This is a genomic window from Shewanella rhizosphaerae (genome assembly GCF_019457655.1).
GTDB classification, from domain to species: domain Bacteria; phylum Pseudomonadota; class Gammaproteobacteria; order Enterobacterales; family Shewanellaceae; genus Shewanella; species Shewanella loihica.
The window spans coordinates 2,209,145-2,232,136 of record NZ_CP080420.1 but is presented as its reverse complement, the minus strand read 5'-3'; the positions used below and the strand labels follow the sequence as shown (position 1 = coordinate 2,232,136).

The 22,992-nt window shown below is 51.8% G+C and carries 22 protein-coding genes; 14 read left to right on the top strand and 8 right to left on the bottom strand.

The features are described 5' to 3' along the window. Positions 1 to 51 precede the first annotated feature (51 nt). The 4 genes from K0I63_RS09955 to astE all read right to left on the bottom strand — a co-directional run bounded on the left by K0I63_RS09955 (position 52) and on the right by astE (position 5,021). Positions 52 to 1,614 carry a dihydrolipoyllysine-residue acetyltransferase gene (locus K0I63_RS09955; RefSeq protein WP_220083310.1) on the bottom strand — a complete coding sequence of 521 codons (1,563 nt, stop codon included), beginning with the start codon at positions 1,612 to 1,614 and terminating at the stop codon, positions 52 to 54. 11 nt (positions 1,615 to 1,625) lie between these two features. Next, positions 1,626 to 2,603, bottom strand: coding sequence for an alpha-ketoacid dehydrogenase subunit beta (locus tag K0I63_RS09950; protein WP_011865724.1), 978 nt, complete (start codon positions 2,601 to 2,603; stop codon positions 1,626 to 1,628). A gap of 3 nt (positions 2,604 to 2,606) precedes the next feature. Continuing rightward, on the bottom strand, positions 2,607 to 3,785 hold the full coding sequence (locus tag K0I63_RS09945) for a thiamine pyrophosphate-dependent dehydrogenase E1 component subunit alpha (RefSeq protein ID WP_011865723.1): 1,179 nt from the start codon (positions 3,783 to 3,785) through the stop codon (positions 2,607 to 2,609). Between the two features lie 183 nt (positions 3,786 to 3,968). Continuing rightward, positions 3,969 to 5,021 (bottom strand): succinylglutamate desuccinylase, encoded by a 1,053-nt coding sequence (astE, locus tag K0I63_RS09940; protein ID WP_434086799.1) that lies wholly within the window; start codon positions 5,019 to 5,021, stop codon positions 3,969 to 3,971. Positions 5,022 to 5,355: 334 nt separating this feature from the next. Between astE and msrA the strand changes: the two genes are divergently transcribed. Further along, the gene (gene msrA / locus K0I63_RS09935; protein WP_220083308.1) at positions 5,356 to 5,835 is read left to right on the top strand and encodes a peptide-methionine (S)-S-oxide reductase MsrA; all 480 of its coding nucleotides are present in this window, start codon (positions 5,356 to 5,358) and stop codon (positions 5,833 to 5,835) included. A gap of 172 nt (positions 5,836 to 6,007) precedes the next feature. Here msrA and pgm read toward each other — a convergent pair whose 3' ends face one another. Continuing rightward, positions 6,008 to 7,687, bottom strand: coding sequence for a phosphoglucomutase (alpha-D-glucose-1,6-bisphosphate-dependent) (gene pgm / locus K0I63_RS09930; protein WP_220083307.1), 1,680 nt, complete (start codon positions 7,685 to 7,687; stop codon positions 6,008 to 6,010). Between the two features lie 44 nt (positions 7,688 to 7,731). Continuing rightward, positions 7,732 to 8,262 (bottom strand): replication initiation negative regulator SeqA, encoded by a 531-nt coding sequence (gene seqA, locus K0I63_RS09925; protein ID WP_011865719.1) that lies wholly within the window; start codon positions 8,260 to 8,262, stop codon positions 7,732 to 7,734. A 300-nt stretch (positions 8,263 to 8,562) separates the two neighbouring features. On the opposite strand from seqA, the gene K0I63_RS09920 reads away from it, so the two are divergent. From K0I63_RS09920 to K0I63_RS09880, 9 genes are all read left to right on the top strand, one after another. Then, positions 8,563 to 9,321: an alpha/beta fold hydrolase gene (locus K0I63_RS09920; RefSeq protein ID WP_491573759.1), complete on the top strand. Its 759-nt coding sequence runs from the start codon at positions 8,563 to 8,565 to the stop codon at positions 9,319 to 9,321. An 81-nt stretch (positions 9,322 to 9,402) separates the two neighbouring features. Beyond that, on the top strand, positions 9,403 to 9,624 hold the full coding sequence (locus K0I63_RS09915; protein ID WP_011865717.1) for a DUF2788 domain-containing protein: 222 nt from the start codon (positions 9,403 to 9,405) through the stop codon (positions 9,622 to 9,624). Between the two features lie 11 nt (positions 9,625 to 9,635). Beyond that, positions 9,636 to 9,908: a LexA regulated protein gene (gene ybfE / locus K0I63_RS09910; protein WP_011865716.1), complete on the top strand. Its 273-nt coding sequence runs from the start codon at positions 9,636 to 9,638 to the stop codon at positions 9,906 to 9,908. A gap of 50 nt (positions 9,909 to 9,958) precedes the next feature. Then, the gene (fldA, locus tag K0I63_RS09905) at positions 9,959 to 10,486 is read left to right on the top strand and encodes a flavodoxin FldA (RefSeq protein WP_011865715.1); all 528 of its coding nucleotides are present in this window, start codon (positions 9,959 to 9,961) and stop codon (positions 10,484 to 10,486) included. 197 nt (positions 10,487 to 10,683) lie between these two features. After that, positions 10,684 to 11,853 (top strand): elongation factor P maturation arginine rhamnosyltransferase EarP, encoded by a 1,170-nt coding sequence (gene earP / locus K0I63_RS09900; protein WP_220083305.1) that lies wholly within the window; start codon positions 10,684 to 10,686, stop codon positions 11,851 to 11,853. Between the two features lie 47 nt (positions 11,854 to 11,900). Next, positions 11,901 to 12,461, top strand: coding sequence for an elongation factor P (efp, locus tag K0I63_RS09895; RefSeq protein ID WP_011865713.1), 561 nt, complete (start codon positions 11,901 to 11,903; stop codon positions 12,459 to 12,461). Positions 12,462 to 12,739: 278 nt separating this feature from the next. Next, positions 12,740 to 13,954, top strand: coding sequence for a pyridoxal phosphate-dependent aminotransferase (locus K0I63_RS09890; protein WP_220083304.1), 1,215 nt, complete (start codon positions 12,740 to 12,742; stop codon positions 13,952 to 13,954). A gap of 126 nt (positions 13,955 to 14,080) precedes the next feature. Next, positions 14,081 to 14,668, top strand: coding sequence for a 5'-deoxynucleotidase (gene yfbR / locus K0I63_RS09885; protein ID WP_220073828.1), 588 nt, complete (start codon positions 14,081 to 14,083; stop codon positions 14,666 to 14,668). 28 nt (positions 14,669 to 14,696) lie between these two features. Beyond that, positions 14,697 to 16,022: an anti-phage deoxyguanosine triphosphatase gene (locus tag K0I63_RS09880; RefSeq protein ID WP_220083303.1), complete on the top strand. Its 1,326-nt coding sequence runs from the start codon at positions 14,697 to 14,699 to the stop codon at positions 16,020 to 16,022. A 95-nt stretch (positions 16,023 to 16,117) separates the two neighbouring features. Here the strand turns inward: K0I63_RS09880 and K0I63_RS09875 are convergent, their stop codons facing one another. Then, positions 16,118 to 16,753, bottom strand: a complete 636-nt coding sequence (locus K0I63_RS09875) for a YchE family NAAT transporter (RefSeq protein WP_041406624.1) — start codon at positions 16,751 to 16,753, stop codon at positions 16,118 to 16,120. A gap of 320 nt (positions 16,754 to 17,073) precedes the next feature. On the opposite strand from K0I63_RS09875, the gene adhE reads away from it, so the two are divergent. The 3 genes from adhE (at position 17,074) to K0I63_RS09860 (ending at position 21,725) form a co-directional block, all read left to right on the top strand. Continuing rightward, a complete protein-coding gene (adhE, locus tag K0I63_RS09870; RefSeq protein WP_220083302.1) occupies positions 17,074 to 19,692 on the top strand; it encodes a bifunctional acetaldehyde-CoA/alcohol dehydrogenase in 2,619 nt (872 codons plus the stop codon). A gap of 254 nt (positions 19,693 to 19,946) precedes the next feature. Next, positions 19,947 to 20,609 carry a 2OG-Fe(II) oxygenase gene (locus K0I63_RS09865; protein WP_220083301.1) on the top strand — a complete coding sequence of 221 codons (663 nt, stop codon included), beginning with the start codon at positions 19,947 to 19,949 and terminating at the stop codon, positions 20,607 to 20,609. Between the two features lie 489 nt (positions 20,610 to 21,098). Then, positions 21,099 to 21,725 carry a hypothetical protein gene (locus K0I63_RS09860; protein ID WP_220083300.1) on the top strand — a complete coding sequence of 209 codons (627 nt, stop codon included), beginning with the start codon at positions 21,099 to 21,101 and terminating at the stop codon, positions 21,723 to 21,725. A 93-nt stretch (positions 21,726 to 21,818) separates the two neighbouring features. Here the strand turns inward: K0I63_RS09860 and K0I63_RS09855 are convergent, their stop codons facing one another. After that, entirely contained in the window at positions 21,819 to 22,247 is a 429-nt protein-coding gene (locus tag K0I63_RS09855; RefSeq protein ID WP_220083299.1) for a GFA family protein, read from the bottom strand. A gap of 280 nt (positions 22,248 to 22,527) precedes the next feature. Between K0I63_RS09855 and K0I63_RS09850 the strand changes: the two genes are divergently transcribed. Further along, positions 22,528 to 22,941 (top strand): GNAT family N-acetyltransferase, encoded by a 414-nt coding sequence (locus K0I63_RS09850; protein WP_220083298.1) that lies wholly within the window; start codon positions 22,528 to 22,530, stop codon positions 22,939 to 22,941. Positions 22,942 to 22,992 lie beyond the last annotated feature (51 nt).

Here is a 22,992-nt window from a genome sequence, read left to right as displayed (position 1 = left end):
TAAAAAAAAGAGCGCCAAATGGCGCTCTTATTAGTGAACTGCTACGTGCGATTAGTGCATCGCCAGTAACATCTCCTGTGGTGACTCAAGATACTGCTTCCACAGGTTACAGAAGCGCGCAATGGTGCCGCCGTCTATTACACGGTGATCGCCAGACCAGCTGATCTGCATGATCTTACGGGCCTCGACCTCACCCTTATCGTTGAAGCGTGGCAGGGTCTGCAACTTACCCAGGGCAACGATGGCCACCTCAGGCTTGTTGATAATAGGCGTTGCCACAGTGCCCCCCAGGGCGCCAATATTTGAGATGGAGATGCTGCCGCCCTTAAGGTCAGCCGGGCTGACACGCCCGCTGCGGGCATCCTTGGTCAGGCGGGTAATTTCGGCCGCGACCTCAAGAATAGATTTTTGCTGCACATCCTTCACGTTTGGCACCAATAGACCCACCTTAGAGTCTACTGCCATGCCTATGTTGTGTGACGCAAGGAAGGTCTGCTCGGTGCAATCGTCGTTCACACGGCTGTTGATGCCAGGGAACTGAGTCAGCGCCAGCGACATCGCCTTCATGAAGAAAGGCATCATGGTCAGCTTGAGATCGTCACTCGAGTAGCGCGCCTTCATCGATTCGCGAAGCGCAACCAGCTCGGTCAGATCCAGCTCTTCACAATAGGTGAAGTGCGGGATGGTAGAGACAGACTCTGTCATCATCTTGGCCATGACGGCCTTGACGCCGCGAATAGGCTCGACGCGATCGCCTGCTGAAACCGCTATAGGCGCAGCTGTTGGCTCGCTTTGGGCCTGTGCTTTCGCCGCCTTGGCCTTCACGGCTTCGCCGCTACGGAAGCGCTCGACATCTTCCTTATAGACTCGGCCATGTTTACCAGAACCCGGCACCAGGCTGAGATCGATATCATAGCTGCGCGCCAGACGACGCACGGCCGGGCTTGCCAGCGCCTTGCCATTACCAGCAGGGGCGTGAAGTTCAACCTCTTCGTGGTCAACCCCAGCTGGAGCGCTATCTGCTACCGGGGCAGCAACGGCGCCCTCTTCGCTCTCTACCTCGATAGAGAAAAGCGGGGTGTGCACCTGTGCCAGCTGACCCTTACGGTAATGGAGTTTAACCACCTTACCGCTCTTGATGGCCGGGATCTGCACCAGTGCCTTGTCGGTCATCACATCGGCGATAGGTTGGTCTTCCACCACCATGTCACCTTCGGCCACCAACCACTCCACCAACTCGCACTCGACAATCCCTTCACCGATATCCGGTAACAGGAACTCTTCGACACGTTTGCCGCCAACAACTGGCTGTGAATCAGATTGAACGACAGCTTCTTCAGCTGCTGATTCTGTGGTCGCATCGCCGTCTAGCTCACCATCGATTTCCACTGAATAGAGCGGCTCGTGAACGATAGCTATGTCACCTTTCTTATAGTGAAGTTTTTTGATGACACCACCGTGAACCGCCGGGATCTGCACCAGCGCCTTATCTGTCATCACGTCGGCAATGGGCTGATCTTCGGTGACGGTATCGCCTTCGGCAACCAACCACTCGACCAGCTCACACTCCACCACGCCCTCGCCAATATCGGGCAAAATAAAATCTTTAATCATGCCTGGGGCTCCTAGTATTTCATCGATGCTTTGATCGCTTCAAAGGTCTTGAGCGCATCAGGCATATATTCTTTCTCATGGATCAGCGGATATGGGGTATCCAGACCACATACGCGGCTAATTGGCGATTCCAGATAGAGGAAACACTCCTGCTGGATAGTCGCGGCGATCTCGCCGGCAAAGCCACCGGTCAGCGGCGCTTCATGGTTGATCACCAAGCGTCCGGTCTTCTTCACCGAGGCCGCAACGGTATCGACATCCCAAGGCGCGAGTGTGCGCAGGTCGATAACCTCACAAGAGATCCCCTTCTTGGCCGCCATCTTAGCCGCCTCTTCAACGATCTCCATCTGAGCGCCCCAGGCCAACACGGTAATGTCTGTACCTTCCTGAACCACTTCGGCCTTGCCTAGTTCAATCTCATAGGCTTCATCCGGCACCTCGCCCACGCTGGCGCGGTAGAGACGCTTAGGCTCGAAGAAGACCACAGGGTTCTTGTCACGAATCGAGGCAAGCAGCAGGCCCTTAGCCTGATAGGCGTTACGGGGCACGACCACCTTTAGACCCGGTGTCTGAGTGAAATACGCTTCTGGCGATTGCGAGTGGTAATGACCACCGGCGATGCCGCCACCATAAGGGGTACGGTAGGTGATACCACCCACATTAAACTCGTTACCGCTGCGGTATCTGAACTTGGCTGACTCGTTTACTATCTGATCGAACGCCGGGAAGATATAGTCGGCAAACTGGATCTCGGCAATGGCCGTCATGCCATTAGATGCCAGACCGTTGGCAAAACCAGCGATACCCTGCTCTGTCAGCGGGGTGTTGAAACAACGATCGCGACCAAACTTATCCTGCAGGCCAGAGGTGGCGCGGAATACGCCGCCAAAATGGCCAACGTCTTCGCCGAAGATCACCGCCTTGTCGTCGGTTTCCATCGCAATGGTCAAGGCATCGTTGATGGCTTGTAACATATTAATCTTTGCCACGATTTAATCTCTCCCTGCACTGCGTGGATAGGAATCAGGATATTTCTTGATGTGCTGCTTAAGCTCGGTCAGCTGCTGCTTGAGCCTAGGCGTCGGCTCATCGAGGACATCTTCGATGATCTCGTCAATCTTAGGTGCAGGTAGCTTCTCGGCAACCTTCACCGCGGCCAGTACCTCTTCACGGTACTTCTCATACAGGGCCGCATCGTCGCTCTCGGCAAGCCAGCCCTTGTTGATCAACCACAGCTTAAAACGCTTAACCGGATCATGCTGCTGCCACTTGGCCTCTTCATCCTTAGAACGGTAGCCAGATGGATCGTCCGAAGAGGAGTGAGCGCCAAGACGATAGGTCATGGCTTCAATCAGCACAGGCTTGTTGTGCTCCAGCGCATAGGCTCTCGCCTGCTGGGTCGCTGCCATCACTGCCAGCATGTCGTTACCGTCCACGCGAATGGTATGCATGCCATAGCCCACACCACGACTGGCGATACCGTTACCGGCAAACTGTTCGTTGGTTGGGGTCGAGATGGCGTAACCATTGTTACGACAGAAGAAGATAACTGGAGAGTTCAGCACGGCGGCCATGTTGAGACCGGCATGGAAATCGCCCTCTGAGGCTGCGCCTTCACCGAAGTAGCAGATGGCAACGTTACGTTTGCCCTGCATCTTGAGGCTATAGCCGACACCCGTCGCCTGTGGGATCTGAGTGGCCAACGGCGATGAGATGGTCTGGTAATTGAGCGCCTCACAGCCGTAGTGGATCGGCATCTGACGGCCCTTACCCAGATCTTTCTCGTTGCTAAACATCTGGTTCATAAACTGCTCAGTGGTGAAGCCACGATAGCGGATCGCCGCGTGTTCACGGTACTGGGCTAAAATGACATCGTCCTGATCCAAGGCGGCGACACTGCCGACCACGGCGGCTTCTTCACCGGTACAGGTCATGTAGAAGCTGATCCGTCCCTGACGCTGAGCGGCTAACATGCGCTCATCGAGTACTCGTGTGAACACACAAGTATCATAAATTTTGGCAGCCAAATCCTGATCGATCACGGGTAACACAGCATTTTCAAAGGTGGTACCGTCGGCTTGAAGGATCTTCAGGATCGGGATCGATAATGAATCCTTATCGAGAAAACTGACGCGATGGACAGTCTCTGTATTGCTCGTTGCGTTGCTCATACTATTCTCTTATCAGCTGAGTATTCTTGTTATCTGACTGCGAACAGCCTAAGTTGTTCACTATTCTCTATTATGACGCGGCCTTAAAGTTACGTTAACGTAAACTACCTAGCAAGCTATCACAGGGTGTGGCTAACAACTAGCTACCCTCCCCCATGTATCGCTAGCTTTACAAGCCAGAGCCTAAACCACGCGATAATCTTTGGCAGGCACTAAACACAGCACAGTGCGCTGGCCAACCGGCACATTGGCGTTGGGAAACACGATAGACTCAGATTCGGCCTCGACCTTAATCTCAGTCCCGCCATCCTTAGCCAATATATAACCTCTTGGAAACGCCGTAAAATTCTCTACGTCGTCGGCAAAGGTAAAGCTAAAGTCATCAAACTGCTTGTTGATTGAGCGATTAACCTGATACAGATTCACCTGGCTAGGATCAAACTCACCAAGCTCGAGATCGCGGCCGCTTACCAGACGGGTCAACATCTCTTTCACCACAATAAAACGCGTCATATCGTTCTGCCCCATGGGCATCACCTTGCCAAGCTCTATGGTAAAGGCATGGGCCTGATAGCCATGGGCGGAGAAATAACTAAAGGTGGTGGTAGGTTCGTGGTGAAACAGCACTGTGTTGATGCCGCAGGCGGCCAAGAACATGATCTGCTCGCCGCTGTAAGGTGCGCCGTGTGGATAAGGATAGATGGCAAACTTCTCATGCTTGGAGGCGCGTATTGCCGTGTGCAGGTCGTAGTGATAACGACTGCCGCCTTCGGGCGCCGCATTAAAGAAGCGATCCACATACTGCTCCAGCTTCTTAGCACGGAACCGCTCGGCATTGCTCTCACCCTTGGCATGGGCGCCGCTGAAGAGACGATTGAGGTTCTCTTCGACGAAACGGGTACCGTTTAGGATAGCTGGTGGGTTACCGATTAGAAACAGCAAGCGATGACGGGCGATCAGCGTCTCAGACAGCAGCGCGGTAATAAGCTGATCACACAGCTCGATTGGCGCCGTCTCGTTACCATGAACCGCCGACGAGAGCACTATGCTCTTAAGCGCATCTTCCTTTCCATCTTGCTCGCTCTCTTGATTAGCTTCATGCGTAACGAGCGGCTCAAATTGGATGACGCCGGTATCCCATACCGACACCTGGGTGTGTTGCCCCAGGGTAAATTCAAACGCCTCGAGGCCGACAGGATTGTCTAGTGTCAATTGCAAAAAGTCTTTCGACAACATCAGGGTGTCTTGCACTGCAAACTCCTTACTGCATCACTACCACAGCGCCCACCTTGTAGGCCTGAAAGATAGCGACTCCTTGGATTTATTAGCATTATTATCAGTTGGCCAGCATAGTAACACTTAAGCGAGTCGACGACCACGCGGGCCAGTCGATCGCCGCATATTTTCCCTGTTGCATTCGTTAATCAGATAATACAGAATAAAGCCGTCTAGCCATCTAAACGTATAAAATTAACTGCGCTAGACGATTCGTTAGATAATTTAGACACTAGATAATTGGCTATCTAGATGAACAAAAGATAGATAAGCGTTAATCGAGAAGAGGTCAACCATGGCATTAGCAACATTTGGCGCAGGCTGTTTCTGGGGCGTAGAGTATTTTTTCAAGCAGATAGACGGCGTTACCTCTGCCACCTGTGGCTATATGGGCGGTGATGACAAGGCCACCACCTATAAAGAGGTTAAGACTGGCACAACCGGGCACGCCGAGGTGGTACAGGTCGAGTTTGACGAGACCAAGGTGAGCTTCGACGATCTGCTGTCTGTGTTCTGGAGTAACCATAATCCCACCATGCTCAATATGCAGGGCGGCGATATCGGCAGCCAGTATCGCAGCGCCATCTTCTTCCACGACAAGACGCAGAAGGAACAGGCCGAAACCTCAAAGTTGGCCCTCGCCCGAAGCGGTAAATGGGGGCTTAGACCCATAGTGACTGAGATAGTCCCAGTGCTCACCTTCCATAAGGCGGAGGAGTACCATCAGAACTATCTGGAAAAGAACAACTTGCCTAGCTGTCACCTTACCTACTAGCGCTTGGTTATTCCAAGCAGCTCGATGCAAGTTACGCCCCCAAAAAAAGCCAGTGAATCACTGGCTTTTTTGATCTGTACTAAGAATTAAGATTCCAAGGAGTAACCGACTAAGGTTTATCCAAGAGCCTGTTAGTCTAACGAACTAGACCGACGAACTAGGCCAACTTCGATTAGACCAACAGCCGCTCTATCATCTGCTGGGCCTGCTCCAGCACCTGCTCGAGATGTGCCTCGCTGACAAAACTTTCGCCATAGAGCTTAAACAACGCCTCTGTGCCCGATGGGCGCGCGGCGAACCAGGCTTTTTCGGTCACTACCTTGATGCCGCCAATAGCCGCGCCATTACCCGGAGCATGGGTGAGTACCTCGAGGATCGCATCTCCAGCCATGGCTTCACAGCCAAGATCGCTGACATTCAAGGGCTCGCTCACCAACTGATTAAACTTAACCTTACGCTTAGGGTTAACCGGCGAGTCGATACGTTTGTAGAAGCTCTCGCCGTGACGCTCGACCATCTCGGCATAAAGCTTAGCAGGCGTCTTACCCGTTACCGCCAGTATCTCTGCCGCCAGCAGCGCCAGGATGAAACCATCTTTATCGGTACACCAACTGCCGCCGTCACGACGTAGGAAGGCGGCGCCGGCACTCTCTTCGCCGCCGAAGGCGAAACTGGCATCAGCTAGGCCATCGACAAACCATTTAAAGCCAACCGGCACTTCACAGAGGCTACGCGACTGCTCACTACACACCTTGTCTATCATGGCGCTGGAAACCAGGGTCTTACCTATCTTGAGATCGGCAGACCACTGCGGGCGATGGGACAAGAGGTACTCGATAGCCACCGCCAGATAATAGTTAGGGTTCATCAGGCCGCTGCCTGGGCAGACGATACCGTGCCTGTCGTAATCGGGATCGTTACCGACACAGATATCGAAGGCATCCTGATGGGCCAACAGTCCCGCCATGGCATAGGGCGATGAGCAGTCCATACGGATCTTGCCATCCTTATCCAGGGGCATAAAACCAAAGGCGGGATCGATGCGATCGTTCACCAGGGTAATATCCAGCCCATAGCGCTCGGCAATCTTGTCCCAATAGTGAATTCCTGAGCCGCCGAGGGGATCGACGCCGATACGAATACCGGCCTGCTTAATGGCCTGCATGTCGATCACCTGCTCGAGATCTTCAACATAAGCCGCCATCAGATCGCGCTCTTGAATAAGACTGGTCGTGACCGCTACTGAATAGGTGAGGCGCTTAACCCCTTCTAGCTGCTTGGCCAGATACTCGTTGGCGCGCTGCTCGACCCATGCCGTGATGCCGCCTTCGGCCGGACCACCATGGGGGGGATTATATTTGATGCCACCATCTTGAGGCGGATTGTGAGATGGCGTGATGATAAGGCCATCGGTAAGCCCATAGTTAAGCCCATAGGTAAGCCCTGCCCCCTGCGCTCTGTTGGCCGCTATGATGGCATGGGACACCACAGGGGTGGGCGTATACTCATCGTTCTTGGCGACAATCACCTGCACGCCATTGGCGGTCAGTACCTCAAGAGCGGTGACATAAGCCGCCTGAGACAGTGCATGGGTGTCGATACCGACGATCATAGGGCCCTTGATGCCCGCCTCGATGCGGTGATCCACCACAGCCTGAACAATCGCCAAGATGTGCTTCTCGTTGAAACTCTTATTAAAGGCACAGCCTCTGTGGCCCGAGGTGCCGAACGTGACCTTCTGCGCATCATTGGTCACATCCGGTGAGAGCCGATAGTAGTGGCTCATCAGTTTAGGAATATTAACCAAGTCCCTTTGTTGTGCCGGTTTACCGGCTCGCTCGTGTAGCGCCAAAATGTACTCCTAAGTGTCGGGTAGATTGAGCCTCAGTATCTCACTTAAATATGACCGATAATGGATTCAATCTGTTTTTCTTGCACGCCGAACTGACCTAATACTTCGCTTAGGATGGTGCGCTTCTTCGCCGTGTTGTTATTGGTGGTGACCCAGAAGCCACTGTTGCCAATCTCTTTCGGGTTGGCCGACTTACTGGCCTTGAGTAGCGACTCTTTCGAGGTCGCAAAATAGAGACGATCGCGCCCCTGGATCTGCAGCACCTGGTCAAACTGATTAGGCGTCGCTTTATAGATAGCCTCTAAGGTAAACAGGAAACGGCCAACGGCGCCTTTTTGCTGGGCCAGTGCCCCCTTGTCGATCAAGGTCTCGGGGTCGATACTCGCCGCCTGATGAGTTTGCGCCACCTCTTTATCAAGGCCTGGCTGGCTGATCTGCTTAGGCTGCTCCATGGCAACCGTCTCTACGTCTAGGCCGAGTAATCGTCGCAGGATCTCTGAAGCACTCTCTCCTATGCGCTCTGTCTTGCTGGCAATATGGCGATATAGCTCTTCATCAATCTCAATATATTTCATGACTAGAATCTTCCTTAGACGGTAAAGGTAATTAGGTTATTGTTATCGCGAACGCGATCCGCAGCAACTGATGCCAGATCCGTTCAAGTGTATGCTATCTTTCCCACAGGAATAAAGAGCGATCGCATTAAAAATCCACAACTTGGTTACAAGATCAATAAATTACGCCTCAAGTGCGCAAAAACCCGTCAGAGAATGGCGCGATCGCGCTTAATGCTGTCTTTTGCAGCGATTAACAGGCACAATTTGGGCAATTATTTTCACGCTTAACTTTCCAAGACCAGCCTTTCCATGACCAGCTTGAATTACACCCAATCGGGACAAGGTAGCCCGGTTATCCTTATCCACGGCCTGTTTGGCAACCTGGATAACCTAAAAACCTTAGGCAATGCACTCGAAGATCATCAGGTGATCCGCATCGACGTGCCAAACCATGGCCTCAGCCCACACTGGCCCAACATGGACTATCCCATGCTGGCCGAAGCCGTAATTGGTTTGATGGATGAACTCGAGCTGGAGTCAGCGCACCTGGTCGGCCACTCCATGGGCGGCAAGATCGCCATGGCGACGGCCCTGCTCTATGGCGATCGCGTCAAGAGTCTGGTGGCGGCAGACATTGCGCCCGTCGCCTATCAGCCCAGGCATCAAACCGTGTTTTCCGGCCTAAGCAACCTAGAGCTTAGCGCGCTGGCTAACCGCGCCGATGCGCAAAAGCAGCTGCTCGGTGCCGGTATCGACGAAGGTACGGCGCTGTTTCTGCTGAAAAACCTCACCAAGGATGAGCAAGGCTTTGCCTGGAAGATGAACCTGGCCGGACTGAAATCCAGCTATGAGCACCTCATTGGTTGGCCGCTGGCAGATAGAACCTACACTGGACCTAGCCTGTGCATTCGCGGCGCCGATTCAGATTATGTCACCGCGGCGCACCGCCAGGCGTTCTTGTCTCAGTTCCCTAAGATCCAGGCCAAGTCACTGGCTGGCACAGGTCATTGGTTACACGCACAAAAACCGGCTATTTTCAATCGCATCGTCGCCGAGTTTATCGCAGAAAATGACTGAATCTTGTCTGTAAAGCGTGTAGCAGATATCGCTTAACTATGGTATATTCGCGCCTCTTTTTTTAGCCTGAGGGAACGCAGCATGTTATCTCAGTATATGGAACAGATAGAGGCAGTTGGCTTAAACCTGTTCTTTGCGGCGATATTTTTCTTTATTGGTATGGCAATACATGACGTGCTCAAACAGGGAAATGTCCCTAAATTTGGCCGCTATATTGTTTGGTTAGTATTATTTCTCGGCTGTGCCGGGTTTATAGCTAAGGGCTTGATCCAACTCTCTTGGGAGAGCTCTGGCATAGGTTAAATGAACATTCGATGGCAAAAGAATCTTCAGACAGAACAACGATAGACCTGTTTGCAACGGAGAAACGCCGAGGACGCCCTCGCAGCAATCCCCTTCCCCGGGAGCAACAACTAAAGGTCAATAAGCGAAATCAGATCCAGCGCGACAGAGCCGCAGGATTAAAACGAATAGAGTTAAAGGTGTCACAAGATTTATACGACGCCTTGAATGAAAAGGCTTTGGCCAGTAACATCAGCCGCAGCCAATTAATCGAATCGATACTGCTTAAGCAGGTCAGAAGCTGATCTTAAGTGGTATTGAAACAAACGTCAGTGAACTAGATAAAGGAAAGACAATGGCAACTGTAGGTCTTTTTTTCGGCAGTGATACAGGTAATACCGAAGCCGTCGCCAAGATGATCCAGAAGAAACTGGGTAAGAAGATGGTCGACGTTAAGGATATCGCTAAGAGTACCAAAGAACAGATTGCAGAATATGATCTGCTGCTATTCGGTATCCCGACCTGGTATTACGGTGAAGCCCAATGCGATTGGGACGATTTCTTCCCTGAATTAGAACAGATCGATTTCGACGGTAAGCTAGTCGCTATCTTCGGATGTGGCGATCAGGAAGACTACGCCGAGTATTTCCTCGATGCCATGGGCATGGTTAACGAGATCGTTGAGGCGCGCGGCGCCGTGGTTATCGGCCACTGGCCAACCGACGGCTACGACTTCGAAGCTTCTAAAGGCATGGCCGACGATAAGCACTTCGTGGGTCTGGGTATCGACGAAGATCGTCAACCTGAGCTGACCGAAGAACGTGTCGATGCCTGGGTTAAGCAGATCTACGAAGAGATGTGCCTGGCAGAGCTGGAAGACTAATCTTTCGGCCACATCAGTATAAAAAGCGGCGAATAGCCGCTTTTTTTAGCCCTGATATATAAGCCCGAATGCAATACTTAACGCTCGCCTTTGCGAAGCAAGAATGGCGAAGGGATAATGGCAAAGGGATAGTGGCGAAGAAATAAGTCGCGTTAAACACTCCCCCGAGTAATAGAGAACCCAAATTAGCTAACCCCATGCAGAGTCAAACACACGCCAACCACTGGGATATCTTCTGCGCCGTCGTCGATAACTATGGCGATATTGGCGTCACCTGGCGTCTGGCCAAACAGCTGGCGAAGGAATATGGATTGGCCGTCACCCTATGGGTGGACGACTTAGCCAGCTTTGGCCATATCTTGCCAAAGCTGGACCCTTTATGTACTAACCAAAACTTCGAGGGCGTCTGCATCAAACAATGGGACGCGCCGCTAAGCCAGGAGTATTTGCCGGGAGAGGTGCTTATCGAGGCGTTTGCCTGTGAACTGCCCCCCGAGGTGCTCGGCAGGATAGCTGCGCTACATCAAGCCGGTGACAAGGTGCCCGTCTGGCTAAACCTTGAGTATCTGAGCGCAGAAGATTGGGTTGAAGGCTGCCATGGCCTCCCCTCATTGCAGCGCAGTGGCCTAAAAAAACAGTTTTATTTTCCTGGCTTTACAGAGAAGACTGGCGGCCTCATCTGCGAAGCGGATCTGCTGGAGCGTCGTCAAGCGTGGCAGGATAACAAAGAGCGACAGGCCTATTTTGAGGCACTGGGCCTAAGTGGCATCGATGAGCATGATACCGTCATCAGCCTGTTCAGCTATGAAACCGAAAGTCTCGAGGCCCTATGCCGCCATTGGCAAGATGGAGACAAGCAAGTGCATTTGTTAGTGCCTATCGGTCGCAGTCTCAATAGCCTGGGGGCCTTCATCGACCAGCAGCAGGCATTGACACCGGGGAGCCGTTTTCACCATGGCAAGCTGACCATACATCTGCTGCCGATGACAGATCAGCAGGGTTACGATCGCCTGCTATGGAGCTGTGACTTCAATATAGTGCGCGGTGAAGACTCCTTCCTGCGTGCCCAATGGGCGGCGAAACCCTTTATCTGGCATATCTATCCCCAGGAAGAAGACTATCACCTGATAAAATTAGAAGCCTTTATGGCACTTTATTGTCATAATCTGGCCCCAGAAATCGCCGACGCCTGGAAAAAGCTCAATATCTGCTTTAACCAAGGCGAGCGGGAAACTCTGCTTTCCCTGTGGCAACAAGTGGATCACGCGCATTTGGCCCTCACGCAACATGCACAAGATTGGCCGAATGAAGCATTAAATGATGCAGATCTTGCAACACGACTAGTTCAATTCGTTAAAAATAGCTAAGATACTGCGTTGAAATAGAAACACCCTAAAATATAGGAAATAGAGAAATGAAAACTGCTCATGAAATCCGTCCAGGTAACGTGATCATGTTAGATGGCAGCCCATGGGTTGTTCAAAAGACTGAAACAACTCGTTCAGGCCGTAACGCGGCTATCGTTAAGATGAAACTGAAGAACCTACTTCAAGAATCATCTACCGAAACCACCTTTAAGGGTGAAGACAAGATGGAAGATATCATTCTAGACCGTCTTGATTGTACTTATTCTTACTTCGCCGATCCTATGTATGTCTTCATGGATGCCGAATACAACCAGTACGACGTTGAAGCCGACAACCTAGGCGATGCAGCGGCTTACATCGTTGACGGTATGGAAGAACAGTGCCAGGTAACCTTCTATGAAGGTAAGGCTATCTCTGTTGAACTACCAACCACAGTTGTACGTGAAGTGACCTACACCGAGCCTTCAGCTCGTGGCGACACCTCAGGTAAAGTTATGAAGCCTGCTACTATCGCTGGTGGTGCAACCCTGAGCGTTGCAGACTTCGTTAAAACTGGCGACCTGATCGAGATCGACACTCGTACACACGAGTTCAAGAAGCGCGCTTAAACAAGCCGTTAACTCGATAATAAAAGCCAGCGTAATTCGCTGGCTTTTTTGTACCTAAAGCTGACAAAAGCAGTGATAACAACTGCCAATGGCAAGCAGGCCAGAACAAAACTCCGATTATATTTTTAACAAATAAGCTATTCAGCATTTTCCTCTAAAAATATTTCCTAAATTGCGGCAAAGCCCCTTTTAAACAATACTTTTTTTCGTTATTGTTCGATAACTTACGAGCTTTGACACAATCAGCTTTTTTCTTTACCGGCTATCACGAGGTTTCGATGCGCCCTATCATTAAATCCAATAAACTCGACACCGTCTGTTACGACATCCGCGGGCCTGTCCATAAGGAAGCCAGACGCTTGGAAGATGAAGGCCATCGCATCCTAAAGCTCAACATAGGTAACCCGGCCCCTTTCGGTTTCGAGGCCCCGGAAGAGATAGTGCGCGACGTGATCCTTAACCTACCCAGCGCCCAGGGCTACAGCGAGTCCAAGGGGCTGTTCTCGGCCCGCAAGGCGATCGTACAGCACTACCAGAGCCTGGGGCTATTTGGCGTCGATATCGAGGATATCTACATAGGCAACGGCGTATCGGAACTCATCGTGATGGCGATGCAGGGGCTGCTAAACAGCGACGATGAGGTGCTGGTGCCCTCACCCGACTATCCTCTGTGGACGGCGGCGGTACACCTCTCAGGCGGCAAGGCGCAGCACTATCGCTGCGATGAAGAATCAGACTGGTTTCCCGATCTCGACGATATTAAATCCAAGATTAGCAGCCGCACTCGCGGCATAGTACTGATCAATCCTAACAACCCCACCGGCGCCGTTTATTCCCGCGAGTTACTGCTGGAGATCATCGAGCTGTGCCGTCAGCACGACATCATTTTGTTTGCCGATGAGATATACGACAAGATCCTCTACGATGACGCGGTGCACATTCCAGCAGCGACACTGTCGGACGATATTCTGACCGTCACCTTCAATGGTCTCTCCAAGTCATACCGCGCCGCGGGCTTTCGCGTAGGCTGGATGATGCTCTCGGGTAACCTCAAGGCCGCTAAGAGCTATATCGAAGGCTTGGACATGCTCGCCTCCATGCGTCTGTGCTCCAACGTCCCCAATCAACACGCGATTCAGACCGCGCTGGGCGGCTATCAGAGCATCAACGAGCTTGTGGCCCCTGAAGGAAGACTCACGCTGCAGCGCAACACCTGCTATGAACTGCTCAATCAGATCCCAGGGGTAAGCTGTAAGAAACCTAAGGGTGCGCTGTACGCCTTCCCTAAGCTCGACGCCAAGAAGTTTAACCTGAGGGATGACGAGCGATTGGTGCTGGATCTACTCAAAGAGAAGAAGATCCTACTGGTACAAGGCACCGCCTTTAACTGGCCAGAGCCGGATCATCTCAGGGTGGTCTTCCTGCCCCACAAGGAAGATCTGCATAAGGCACTGGTGGAGTTCGGTGACTTCCTCACCAGCTATAGCCAATAAGTTTTCTGGCTGTAACTAAACAAAGAAAAGGCGATCTCAGGATCGCTTTTTTTTATTTTTAAGGCTCTGTTTCTATTTACTTGCCCTGTGTTACTGTTAAAGCAACTTAGCAACAGGGAAAGCAGTATGAGTCATTTGTTCGCCCACCTGGCCAGGATGAAGTTGATCCAACGCTGGCCGCTCATGTACAACGTCCGCCCGGAAAACGTACAGGAACATTCGCTTCAGGTCGCCATGGTGGCCCACGCTTTAGCCATCATAGCCAACAAGAAATTCAACAAGCAGCTCAGTCCGGAGCGCGCCGCCACCCTGGCGATATTTCACGACGCCAGCGAGATCCTCACCGGCGATCTGCCCACTCCAGTCAAATATTTCAACAAGGAGATCGAGGCCGAGTACAAGAAGATAGAGGCGATTGCCGAGCGCAGGCTGCTGGAGATGGTGCCCGAAGAGTTTCAAGAAGATTATCGGGACCTTTTACTAAGCGATCAGGCCGACGAGGAGTACAAGCAGCTGGTGAAATCCGCCGACACCCTGTGCGCCTACCTCAAATGCCTTGAGGAGCAGACGGCTGGCAACCACGAGTTCAATACCGCCAAGCGCCGCCTCACCGAATCCCTCGGCAAGAATCCGGATCCGGCGGTAAAATATTTTATCGATACCTTTATTCCCAGCTTCGAGTTAAATCTCGACGAGATCAATCGCCTGCTATAGTGCTAAAAGCTGGCAACGAGGAAAGCATATGACATCGGCCATCTGGCATGAAAGACGCTTGGGCGAAGAGAAACTCAGGCGCAACGACCACCGCAGCCCCTATCAGCGCGATCGCGCCCGCATTCTACACTCGGCCGCCTTCAGACGTCTACAGGCCAAGACCCAGGTGCTGGGTGTCGGCATGAATGACTTCTATCGCACCCGCCTCACCCACTCGCTGGAGGTTTCGCAGATAGGCACAGGGATCTGCGCCCAGCTCAAACAGAAATACCCGGACTTGCATCATCTGCTCGACTCCATGAGCCTGATAGAATCCCTCTGTCTGGCCCACGACATAGGCCATCCTCCCTTTGGTCACGGCGGTGAGGTCGCGCTCAATTATATGATGCGTAGCGACGGCGGCTTCGAGGGCAACGGACAAACCTTCAGGATCCTCACCGCGCTCGAGCCCTATACCCAACACTATGGCATGAACCTCACCCGGCGCACCTTGCTGGGGATCCTCAAATATCCCGCCAGCCACAACGAACTGTATCAGTCCCAGCCAAGGCCAGAGGTCGACAGCTATCGTCAGCTTAAGCCAAGCCAGTGGCGTCCGGTGAAAGGGATCTTCTTTGAGGACAAGCCTGTGCTCGACTGGGTACTCGAGCCGCTATCGCTCCAGGACAGAGAGCGATTCGTCTCGGCAGAGCCAGGAGAAAGAGATCAACACAGACGCACCCGGTATAAGTCACTCGATTGCTCCATCATGGAGCTCGCCGACGATACCGCCTATGCCATTCACGATCTCGAAGATGCCATCGTCATGGGCATCGTCACCCAGGCCATGTGGCAGCAAGATGTGGCCAGCCTGCTAGCGGGCAGCGACGATGAATGGATTGCCAAGGAGTTTTCCACCATAGGCGATAAGCTGTTTGCGCTGGAAAATCACCTGCGCAAAGACGCCATAGGTACCCTGGTTAACGGTTTCGTCACCGCCATCTTGATCGATGAAAACCCCAATTTTTGCGAGCCGCTACTCAGATATAACGCCCGCCTGGAGCCTCCCTTCGCCGGGGCGCTCCATGTGCTCAAGCAGTTTGTCTATAAGCGGGTGATCCGCAAACCCGAGATCCAGATGCTGGAATATAAGGGCCAGCAGATAGTGATGGAGCTGTTCGAGGCCTTCGCCTCGGATCCCGAGCGTCTATTACCCCTCAATACCCAGGAGCGCTGGCAACAGATGGCCCAGCAAGAAGGTAACTGCAACCGGGTGATCGCCGACTATATCTCGGGAATGACAGATGAGTTTGCCGCCCGCCTGCACCAACATCTGTTTAGTGCCAAGGCGGGATCGCTGATTGATCTGCAGTAAGCCCAACGCAAAGCACCAAGAGACACGAAGGAAATAGGCATAAAAAAACGCGCACCAAGCGCGTTTTTCTTATCCAGAGCCTTTTCAAAAACTGGCTAGCTGCCGATCAGGCTGGGAAACAAGCCCTTGAAACCGGCCGCCATCACCTCAATACCGATAGAGAGCATCAGCAGACCCATGAGACGGGTGATCACGTTAATACCCGTCTTACCCAGCAGCTTGAAGATCACCGGTGCCATACGGAACAGGGTAAAACTGGTGAGGCCGAAGATCACCACAGTGATCGACATGCCAATAAGGTCGCTAAAGGTGTTGTGCTGCGCGGCCGAGACAATCACCGAACTGATCGCACCAGGACCGGCCATCAGCGGCAAGGCCAGAGGCACCACAGCAACTGACTCCATGCCCGACGCCTCCCTGTCTTCTTCCTGGTTACGCTTCACCTCGCCCAGCTTACCTTGCAGCATGGACATGGCGATGATGGCGATCAGGGTGCCGCCGGCAATTCTGAACGCCGACAGCGAGATACTAAACATGTTGAGGATATGCTGGCCGGCGATGATGGTTACAAGCAAGATCACCACCACGGCAAAGTTGGCGACCTTACCCGTATGGTTACGCTCCGCTTCCGTCTGGTGACTGGTCAGACTCACAAACACGGGCAGCAAACCTATGGGGTTGATTATTGCTACCAAGCCAAGAAAAAATTTAACATAAAGTGTTAAATCCAATGTCATCTCCTCAAGTGACGCTATAGTCGGTTAAAAAGCAGTATGGTTGAAAAACGCCTACTGTACAGTATTGCTCCTCCGTGGAAAAACGAGATTTTCTATCACAATTCACAACTTTGACTTAAATATTCTATTTTTACCCGACTAAAATTAACCCAGTGAAAGCCGTCACATTGTGCTCACAATGTCATTTTATTACATTAACAGGCGGTTTTGCGGTGCCGATCACGGTTAACACCCCACCAAAGGTGTAATTTTCCTTCATAAAGAGAATTTAGCCAAAAACAATTTTCGCTAAATTTTTTTCCAAGGATCTTATTATGACTGTTAGCAACCAACAGGAACTCGACCAACTGGTCGAACGGGTCGCCAAGGCCCAGGCACAATTTGCCAACTTTAGTCAGGAGCAGGTCGATAAAATCTTCCGCGCCGCCGCCCTGGCCGCGGCCGATGCCCGTATCTCCCTGGCCAAGATGGCAGCCAACGAAACCGGTATGGGTGTACTGGAAGATAAGGTGATCAAGAACCACTTCGCCTCCGAATACATCTACAACAAGTATAAGGATGACAAGACCTGTGGCATCCTTGAGGAAGACCCAACCTTCGGCACCATCACCATCGCCGAGCCCGTTGGCCTCATCTGCGGCATAGTGCCGACAACCAACCCAACGTCTACCGCCATCTTCAAGGCGCTGATCAGCCTCAAGACTCGTAACGGCATCATCTTCTCACCGCACCCAAGAGCCAAGGTTTCAACCACTACCGCCGCTCGCCTGGTGCTTGAGGCCGCAGTTGAAGCCGGCGCGCCGAAAGATATCATCGGCTGGATCGATGAGCCCAGCGTGGCCCTGTCTAACCAACTGATGACCCATGACAAGATCAACCTGATCCTGGCCACTGGTGGCCCTGGTATGGTGAAGGCCGCCTACTCTTCAGGCAAGCCAGCAATCGGTGTCGGCGCAGGTAACACGCCTATCGTTATCGACGAGACTGCCGACATCAAGCGCGCGGTCAGCTCTATCTTGATGTCCAAGACCTTCGATAACGGCGTGGTGTGTGCGTCAGAGCAGGCCGTGGTGGTGGTCGATGCTGTCTATGACGCTGTCAAAGAGCGTTTTGCCAGCCATGGCGGCTATATGCTTTCAAGCAAAGAAGCCAAGGCGATGCAGAAGGTGATCCTTAAAAATGGTGCGCTCAACGCCGACATCGTAGGCCAGAGCGCGGCGACCATAGCGGCCATGGCCAACATCAAGGTGCCCGCCAGCACTAAGGTGCTGATTGGTCAGGCAACCGAGATCAGCGAGAGCGAGGCCTTCGCCCACGAGAAGCTCTCTCCGCTACTGGCCATGTACCGCGCCAGCGATTTCGACGACGCGCTAAACAAGGCCGAAGCCTTAGTGACACTGGGCGGCATAGGCCACACATCGGGCCTGTATACCGACCAGGATACTCAGACAGAGCGGGTAAGAACTTTCGGTTTTAGAATGAAAACCGCGCGTATTCTGATCAACACCCCGGCCTCTCAGGGCGGCATCGGCGATCTTTACAACTTCAAGTTGGCGCCATCGCTCACCCTGGGCTGTGGTTCATGGGGCGGTAACTCCATCTCAGAAAACGTAGGTCCTAGCCACCTGATCAATAAGAAAACTGTCGCTAAGCGAGCCGAAAATATGTTGTGGCATAAACTCCCCTCCTCTATCTATTTCCGCCGCGGCAGCTTGCCTATCGCCCTCGAAGAGCTAAGCGATAAGAGACGCGCGCTGATCGTGACAGACAAGTATCTGTTTAATAACGGCTACTGTGACGAGACCATCAAGATCTTGAAGTCTCAGGGCCTAGAAACCGAAGTCTTCTATGAAGTAGAGGCCGACCCAACCCTGGCGATCGTTAACCAGGGTGCCAGCGTGGCCAAGAGCTTCCAGCCCGACGTGATCATCGCCCTCGGCGGTGGCTCACCTATGGATGCGGCCAAGATCATCTGGGTCATGTATGAACACCCTGAAGTCGACTTTGCCGATCTGGCGCTGCGCTTCATGGATATTCGTAAGCGCATCTACAAGTTCCCGAAATTGGGCAAGAAGGCCAAGATGGTGGCGATTCCTACCACCTCGGGCACAGGTTCAGAGGTGACACCGTTTGCCGTAGTCACCGACGAGCAGACTGGCATGAAGTATCCGATTGCCGACTATGAGCTGACCCCTAACATGGCGATTGTCGACCCTAACCTGGTGATGGATATGCCAAAGTCGCTTACCGCCTTCGGAGGCATCGATGCCATTACCCATGCGCTGGAAGCCTATGTCAGCGTGATGGCTAACGAGTACAGCGACGGTCAGGCACTGCAGGCGCTGGATCTGTTAGTTAAGTATCTACCAGACTCATACGCACTGGGCGCTCAGGCTCCAGTTGCCCGTGAGAAGGTACATAACGGCGCCACCATTGCCGGCATCGCCTTCGCCAACGCCTTCCTGGGGATCTGTCACTCTATGGCACACAAGCTGGGCGCCGAGTTCCACCTGGCACACGGTTTGGCAAACGCCCTGCTGATCAGCAACGTGATCCGCTTTAACGCGACCGATCTACCGACTAAGCAGGCCGCATTCAGCCAGTACGACCGACCCAAGGCCCTTTGTCGTTACGCAAAGATAGCCGAACATCTAAAATTAAAAGGCGCGACAGGCGAAGGCATTAGCGATGAAGAAAAAGTGGAAGCGTTGCTCGAAAAAATCGATGAACTCAAGAAGACGATTGGCATTCCGGCTTCGATCCAAGAAGCCGGTGTCAACGAAGCCGACTTCTTCGCTAAACTCGACGAGCTTGCCGAAGACGCCTTCGACGATCAATGTACCGGGGCAAACCCAAGATACCCATTGATTGCCGAGCTCAAAGCGATACTCACCGCCAGCTTCTACGGCAAGAAGTATCAAGACGCCGTCTAATCGCTTGAGGGACTCACGCGAGCGCTAGTTTCGCGAATTACTCTCTTGTCCAAAATACAAAAGGTGCTCATAGAGCACCTTTTTTTATGCCTCTCATTCAGAGTTAACCATAGCCAGAAAAAAGCCCTATCCAATTGTTTTAAAAGATTAATAAATAAAGAAAAAGCTTTTTACCTTGACCACAAAAATTATTAGTTAGCAAGACTGTCAGCTTAGAGCTATAAGGCTCCACCCCATGTTAGGATCCTAAGCCATTGACAGCACATTTAGACTTAACGTCAGATACAACATCAGATTCAGAACTTAAAGATATCCTGTTTGCCGACATCTGCGATCGGCTTGCGACCCATGGCAATGTTGTGCTGCACAACGTCTTGGCTCAGCCTATGTTGCAACAACTGCTGGATGGCATCACAGGGATTGCCGAGGAAGACTTTAAGGCTGCCGCTATTGGTCGTCAGCAAGACCAACAGGTCGTCGAGTCGATACGCCGGGATAAGATCTGCTGGTTAAACGAGTCGGTGGAGTTCGCCAAAGCCTACTTCGATTGGTCTGAAGAGCTGCGCCTCGCCGTCAACCGCTATCTCTATCTGGGCCTGTTCGACCAGGAAGCCATGCTGGCCTATTACGCGCCAGGCGCCTTCTACAAACGCCACCTTGACGCCTTTAGGGGCCAGACCAACCGCAAGCTCACCAGCATCCTCTATCTCAACCCCGACTGGCAAGCCAGCCACGGCGGTGAGCTACTGATGTACGAAGGCGACGAAACCACCCCATTCCAAACTGTCGAGCCAAGGTTCGGTACCATGGTGATCTTCTTAAGCGAACTCTTCCCCCACGAGGTATCCCTGTCGCACCACGACAGATACAGCCTCACCTCTTGGTATCGCATCAACGACGGCATGCCGGGACACTAAGCGTCGCAGCATCGAAAGCAAGTCCCCAGAATTCCCTTAAGCATTGGCGAGCTCAGCAATATCTGAGCTCGCGGTGAATCACACAGCTAGCGACCCACCGGCAGTCTCGCTTAACAAATCTCCCACGCTCTCCCCAATTCAACCCATTGGCAACCAGCCAAAGACGGTGCTAAGTTATTGTAAAAATGCGTTATCACTTCTAGAGTTTGCAAACAAAACTGGCTAGGTGCGCAGTTCTTAAGAGGTGGTAGATGATAGGGAATTCCACATGAAAAGGATTCTTTGTTTACTCATTCTCAATGTAATGCCTGTTGCTTGTGGTGATCGTCGCTTGTGATGACTGTCGCTTGAAAGACTGTCGCTTGAGAAGCCGCTAATCGTGTAAAAGACAACAAGTCATAACTGACGCCGACACTGAGATTCAAACTCAATACTCCCATAGCATTACACTCTTTCCCTTAAGGAGTAATGCCATAGAAGGAAACGCCCATGAGCGCGATTAAGGACATAAGAATTAACAAGTTCAAACTAAAATTAGCTGACACGGATGACCCCGTTGCCGAAAAGACCAGCTGGGATGCGCTGAAATCTGGCGGCTCAAACTTTAAAACACAAGATATGGTCGAGACCCAAGGCCGGATTGTTATTAAGCACTCTGTCACGGCTATTATTTTATATTCGATGTTTTTGCTACCTGGTTTAGGGATATTTTTCATCGTCAGTCCCACCCTGTTTCTCGATGGTGAATCTGGTGGTGGCAGCGCCATGGCGTTACTTGGCGCCCTATTCATCGGGGTTAGTCTCTTGATGCTCTCCAGCAAGAAGCACATGACCTTCGATAAAGCCTTAGGCACCTATTTTTGCGGCAAAAGCTACGATGGCGCGAAAAGAGATGATCTCAGTCGCCAGGGACGACTCAGCGATATCTACGCATTACAAATCATCAGTGAGTCTATACGCTCTAACAATCGCACCTATCGCAGCTATGAGCTTAATCTGGTCTTTCGCAATGGTGAGCGAGCCAATGTGATGGATCACGGCAGCGAGTTAGAAATTGAAGCCAGCGCTAAACAGTTGGCCGCATATCTCGACCGACCGCTTTGGAAAGCGACATAGGTTTTTCAGGCCTCATCACAGGTTGCCACTAAGGGTGATAACACGCTTAAATTGATAGAGTCTTCCTGACAGATGATGAGCCTAAAGTGATCGTCAATTTGATCTTTGCAATGCGTTATTAAGGGTTTCCATGTCGGGCATCTCTTCAAATTGTGCTCCGCTGTCACCAATAATGTCCCAATTGGCTTTAGACTCAACAAACAGATGCGCCACGACACGGCTATCTTTCGCATCATCGAGTAATCCGGCTGGGATCCAATACTGCTTTTTATTACTCATCAGATGAGGGACTGTACTGCCGCACTTGCTACAGAAATCAGAACGATAACCGGTTTCAGTGATGTATGAATTAACAAGGGACTCCCCCTTAATCCATGTAAATTGCGCTTTATTAAGAAATGTGGCGGTATCTGACGAGGACGCAGACAACTTTCGGCATAAAGAACAATGGCACTGATAAAAGTGAGGCAGAGGTCCGTTTATGTAAAATTCGACATCTCCACACAGACATTTACCTTTCATCTTGACTAACTCTCCTGACACTAGGTGTGCTATTTAACGAAGTTTGCACATGCACAGTTTTGATTGTTCGAATGGAACGCGCAAAAGCTATTCGCCTCCCAGATGATGTATATATCTGCATCATACGCGACAGCCTTTGAAAATAGGAGGTTCACTGGCTATTAGTTGCCATGAGGCTAAGTCTATTAAATACCCATTACAGATACGTTAGAAAAAATATCATAAAATGAATCAACGAGATAAATCTTTAGCAAGATGAGGAAACACCACAAGGAGAAAGATGGAAGTGAGAATAAGCAACCGGGCACCTGATCTCGAAGAGTTCATGACTTTGCGAACTGCAGTTGGCTGGACGAACCCCAAGCCTGGACTGGTTCAACAAAGCCTGAATAACTCGCTTTTTCACGTTTGCGCCCATATCGATTCCAAGCTTGTGGGTTACGGCCGTATTGTGGGTGATGGCGCTATGTATTTTTATCTGCAAGACATGGTGATCTCACCCGAGTATCAAAACCAAGGTGTAGGCAGATCTATTATGCAGGAGATAGAGAGCTTTCTTGCAGACAACGCCCTGCCCGGCGCCACCATTGGGCTGTTGGCCGCGTGCGGTAAGGAAGCATTTTATTCTCGATTTGGCTACAGCCCCAGAACCGGGGAACCTCTTGGACTAGGCATGTGCAAATTTGTCGAATGAGGGCGCGATATAGGCAAACGATAGCTCACCCTGCCCGTTTATCATTGGAAT

Excerpts from the sequence above, each read along its gene's own strand:
- seqA (WP_011865719.1), bottom strand. The coding sequence starts at position 8,262 with ATGAAATATATTGAGATTGATGAAGAGCTATATCGCCATATTGCCAGC.
- msrA (WP_220083308.1), top strand. The coding sequence starts at position 5,356 with ATGGCATTAGCAACATTTGGCGCAGGCTGTTTCTGGGGCGTAGAGTAT.
- K0I63_RS09945 (WP_011865723.1), bottom strand. The coding sequence starts at position 3,785 with ATGAGCAACGCAACGAGCAATACAGAGACTGTCCATCGCGTCAGTTTT.
- K0I63_RS09860 (WP_220083300.1), top strand. The coding sequence starts at position 21,099 with ATGAGCGCGATTAAGGACATAAGAATTAACAAGTTCAAACTAAAATTA.
- astE (WP_434086799.1), bottom strand. The coding sequence starts at position 5,021 with ATGTTGTCGAAAGACTTTTTGCAATTGACACTAGACAATCCTGTCGGC.
- K0I63_RS09880 (WP_220083303.1), top strand. The coding sequence starts at position 14,697 with ATGACATCGGCCATCTGGCATGAAAGACGCTTGGGCGAAGAGAAACTC.
- fldA (WP_011865715.1), top strand. The coding sequence starts at position 9,959 with ATGGCAACTGTAGGTCTTTTTTTCGGCAGTGATACAGGTAATACCGAA.
- K0I63_RS09850 (WP_220083298.1), top strand. The coding sequence starts at position 22,528 with ATGGAAGTGAGAATAAGCAACCGGGCACCTGATCTCGAAGAGTTCATG.
- K0I63_RS09915 (WP_011865717.1), top strand. The coding sequence starts at position 9,403 with ATGTTATCTCAGTATATGGAACAGATAGAGGCAGTTGGCTTAAACCTG.
- efp (WP_011865713.1), top strand. The coding sequence starts at position 11,901 with ATGAAAACTGCTCATGAAATCCGTCCAGGTAACGTGATCATGTTAGAT.
- adhE (WP_220083302.1), top strand. The coding sequence starts at position 17,074 with ATGACTGTTAGCAACCAACAGGAACTCGACCAACTGGTCGAACGGGTC.
- K0I63_RS09890 (WP_220083304.1), top strand. The coding sequence starts at position 12,740 with ATGCGCCCTATCATTAAATCCAATAAACTCGACACCGTCTGTTACGAC.
- earP (WP_220083305.1), top strand. The coding sequence starts at position 10,684 with ATGCAGAGTCAAACACACGCCAACCACTGGGATATCTTCTGCGCCGTC.
- K0I63_RS09855 (WP_220083299.1), bottom strand. The coding sequence starts at position 22,247 with ATGAAAGGTAAATGTCTGTGTGGAGATGTCGAATTTTACATAAACGGA.
- ybfE (WP_011865716.1), top strand. The coding sequence starts at position 9,636 with ATGGCAAAAGAATCTTCAGACAGAACAACGATAGACCTGTTTGCAACG.
- yfbR (WP_220073828.1), top strand. The coding sequence starts at position 14,081 with ATGAGTCATTTGTTCGCCCACCTGGCCAGGATGAAGTTGATCCAACGC.
- K0I63_RS09955 (WP_220083310.1), bottom strand. The coding sequence starts at position 1,614 with ATGATTAAAGATTTTATTTTGCCCGATATTGGCGAGGGCGTGGTGGAG.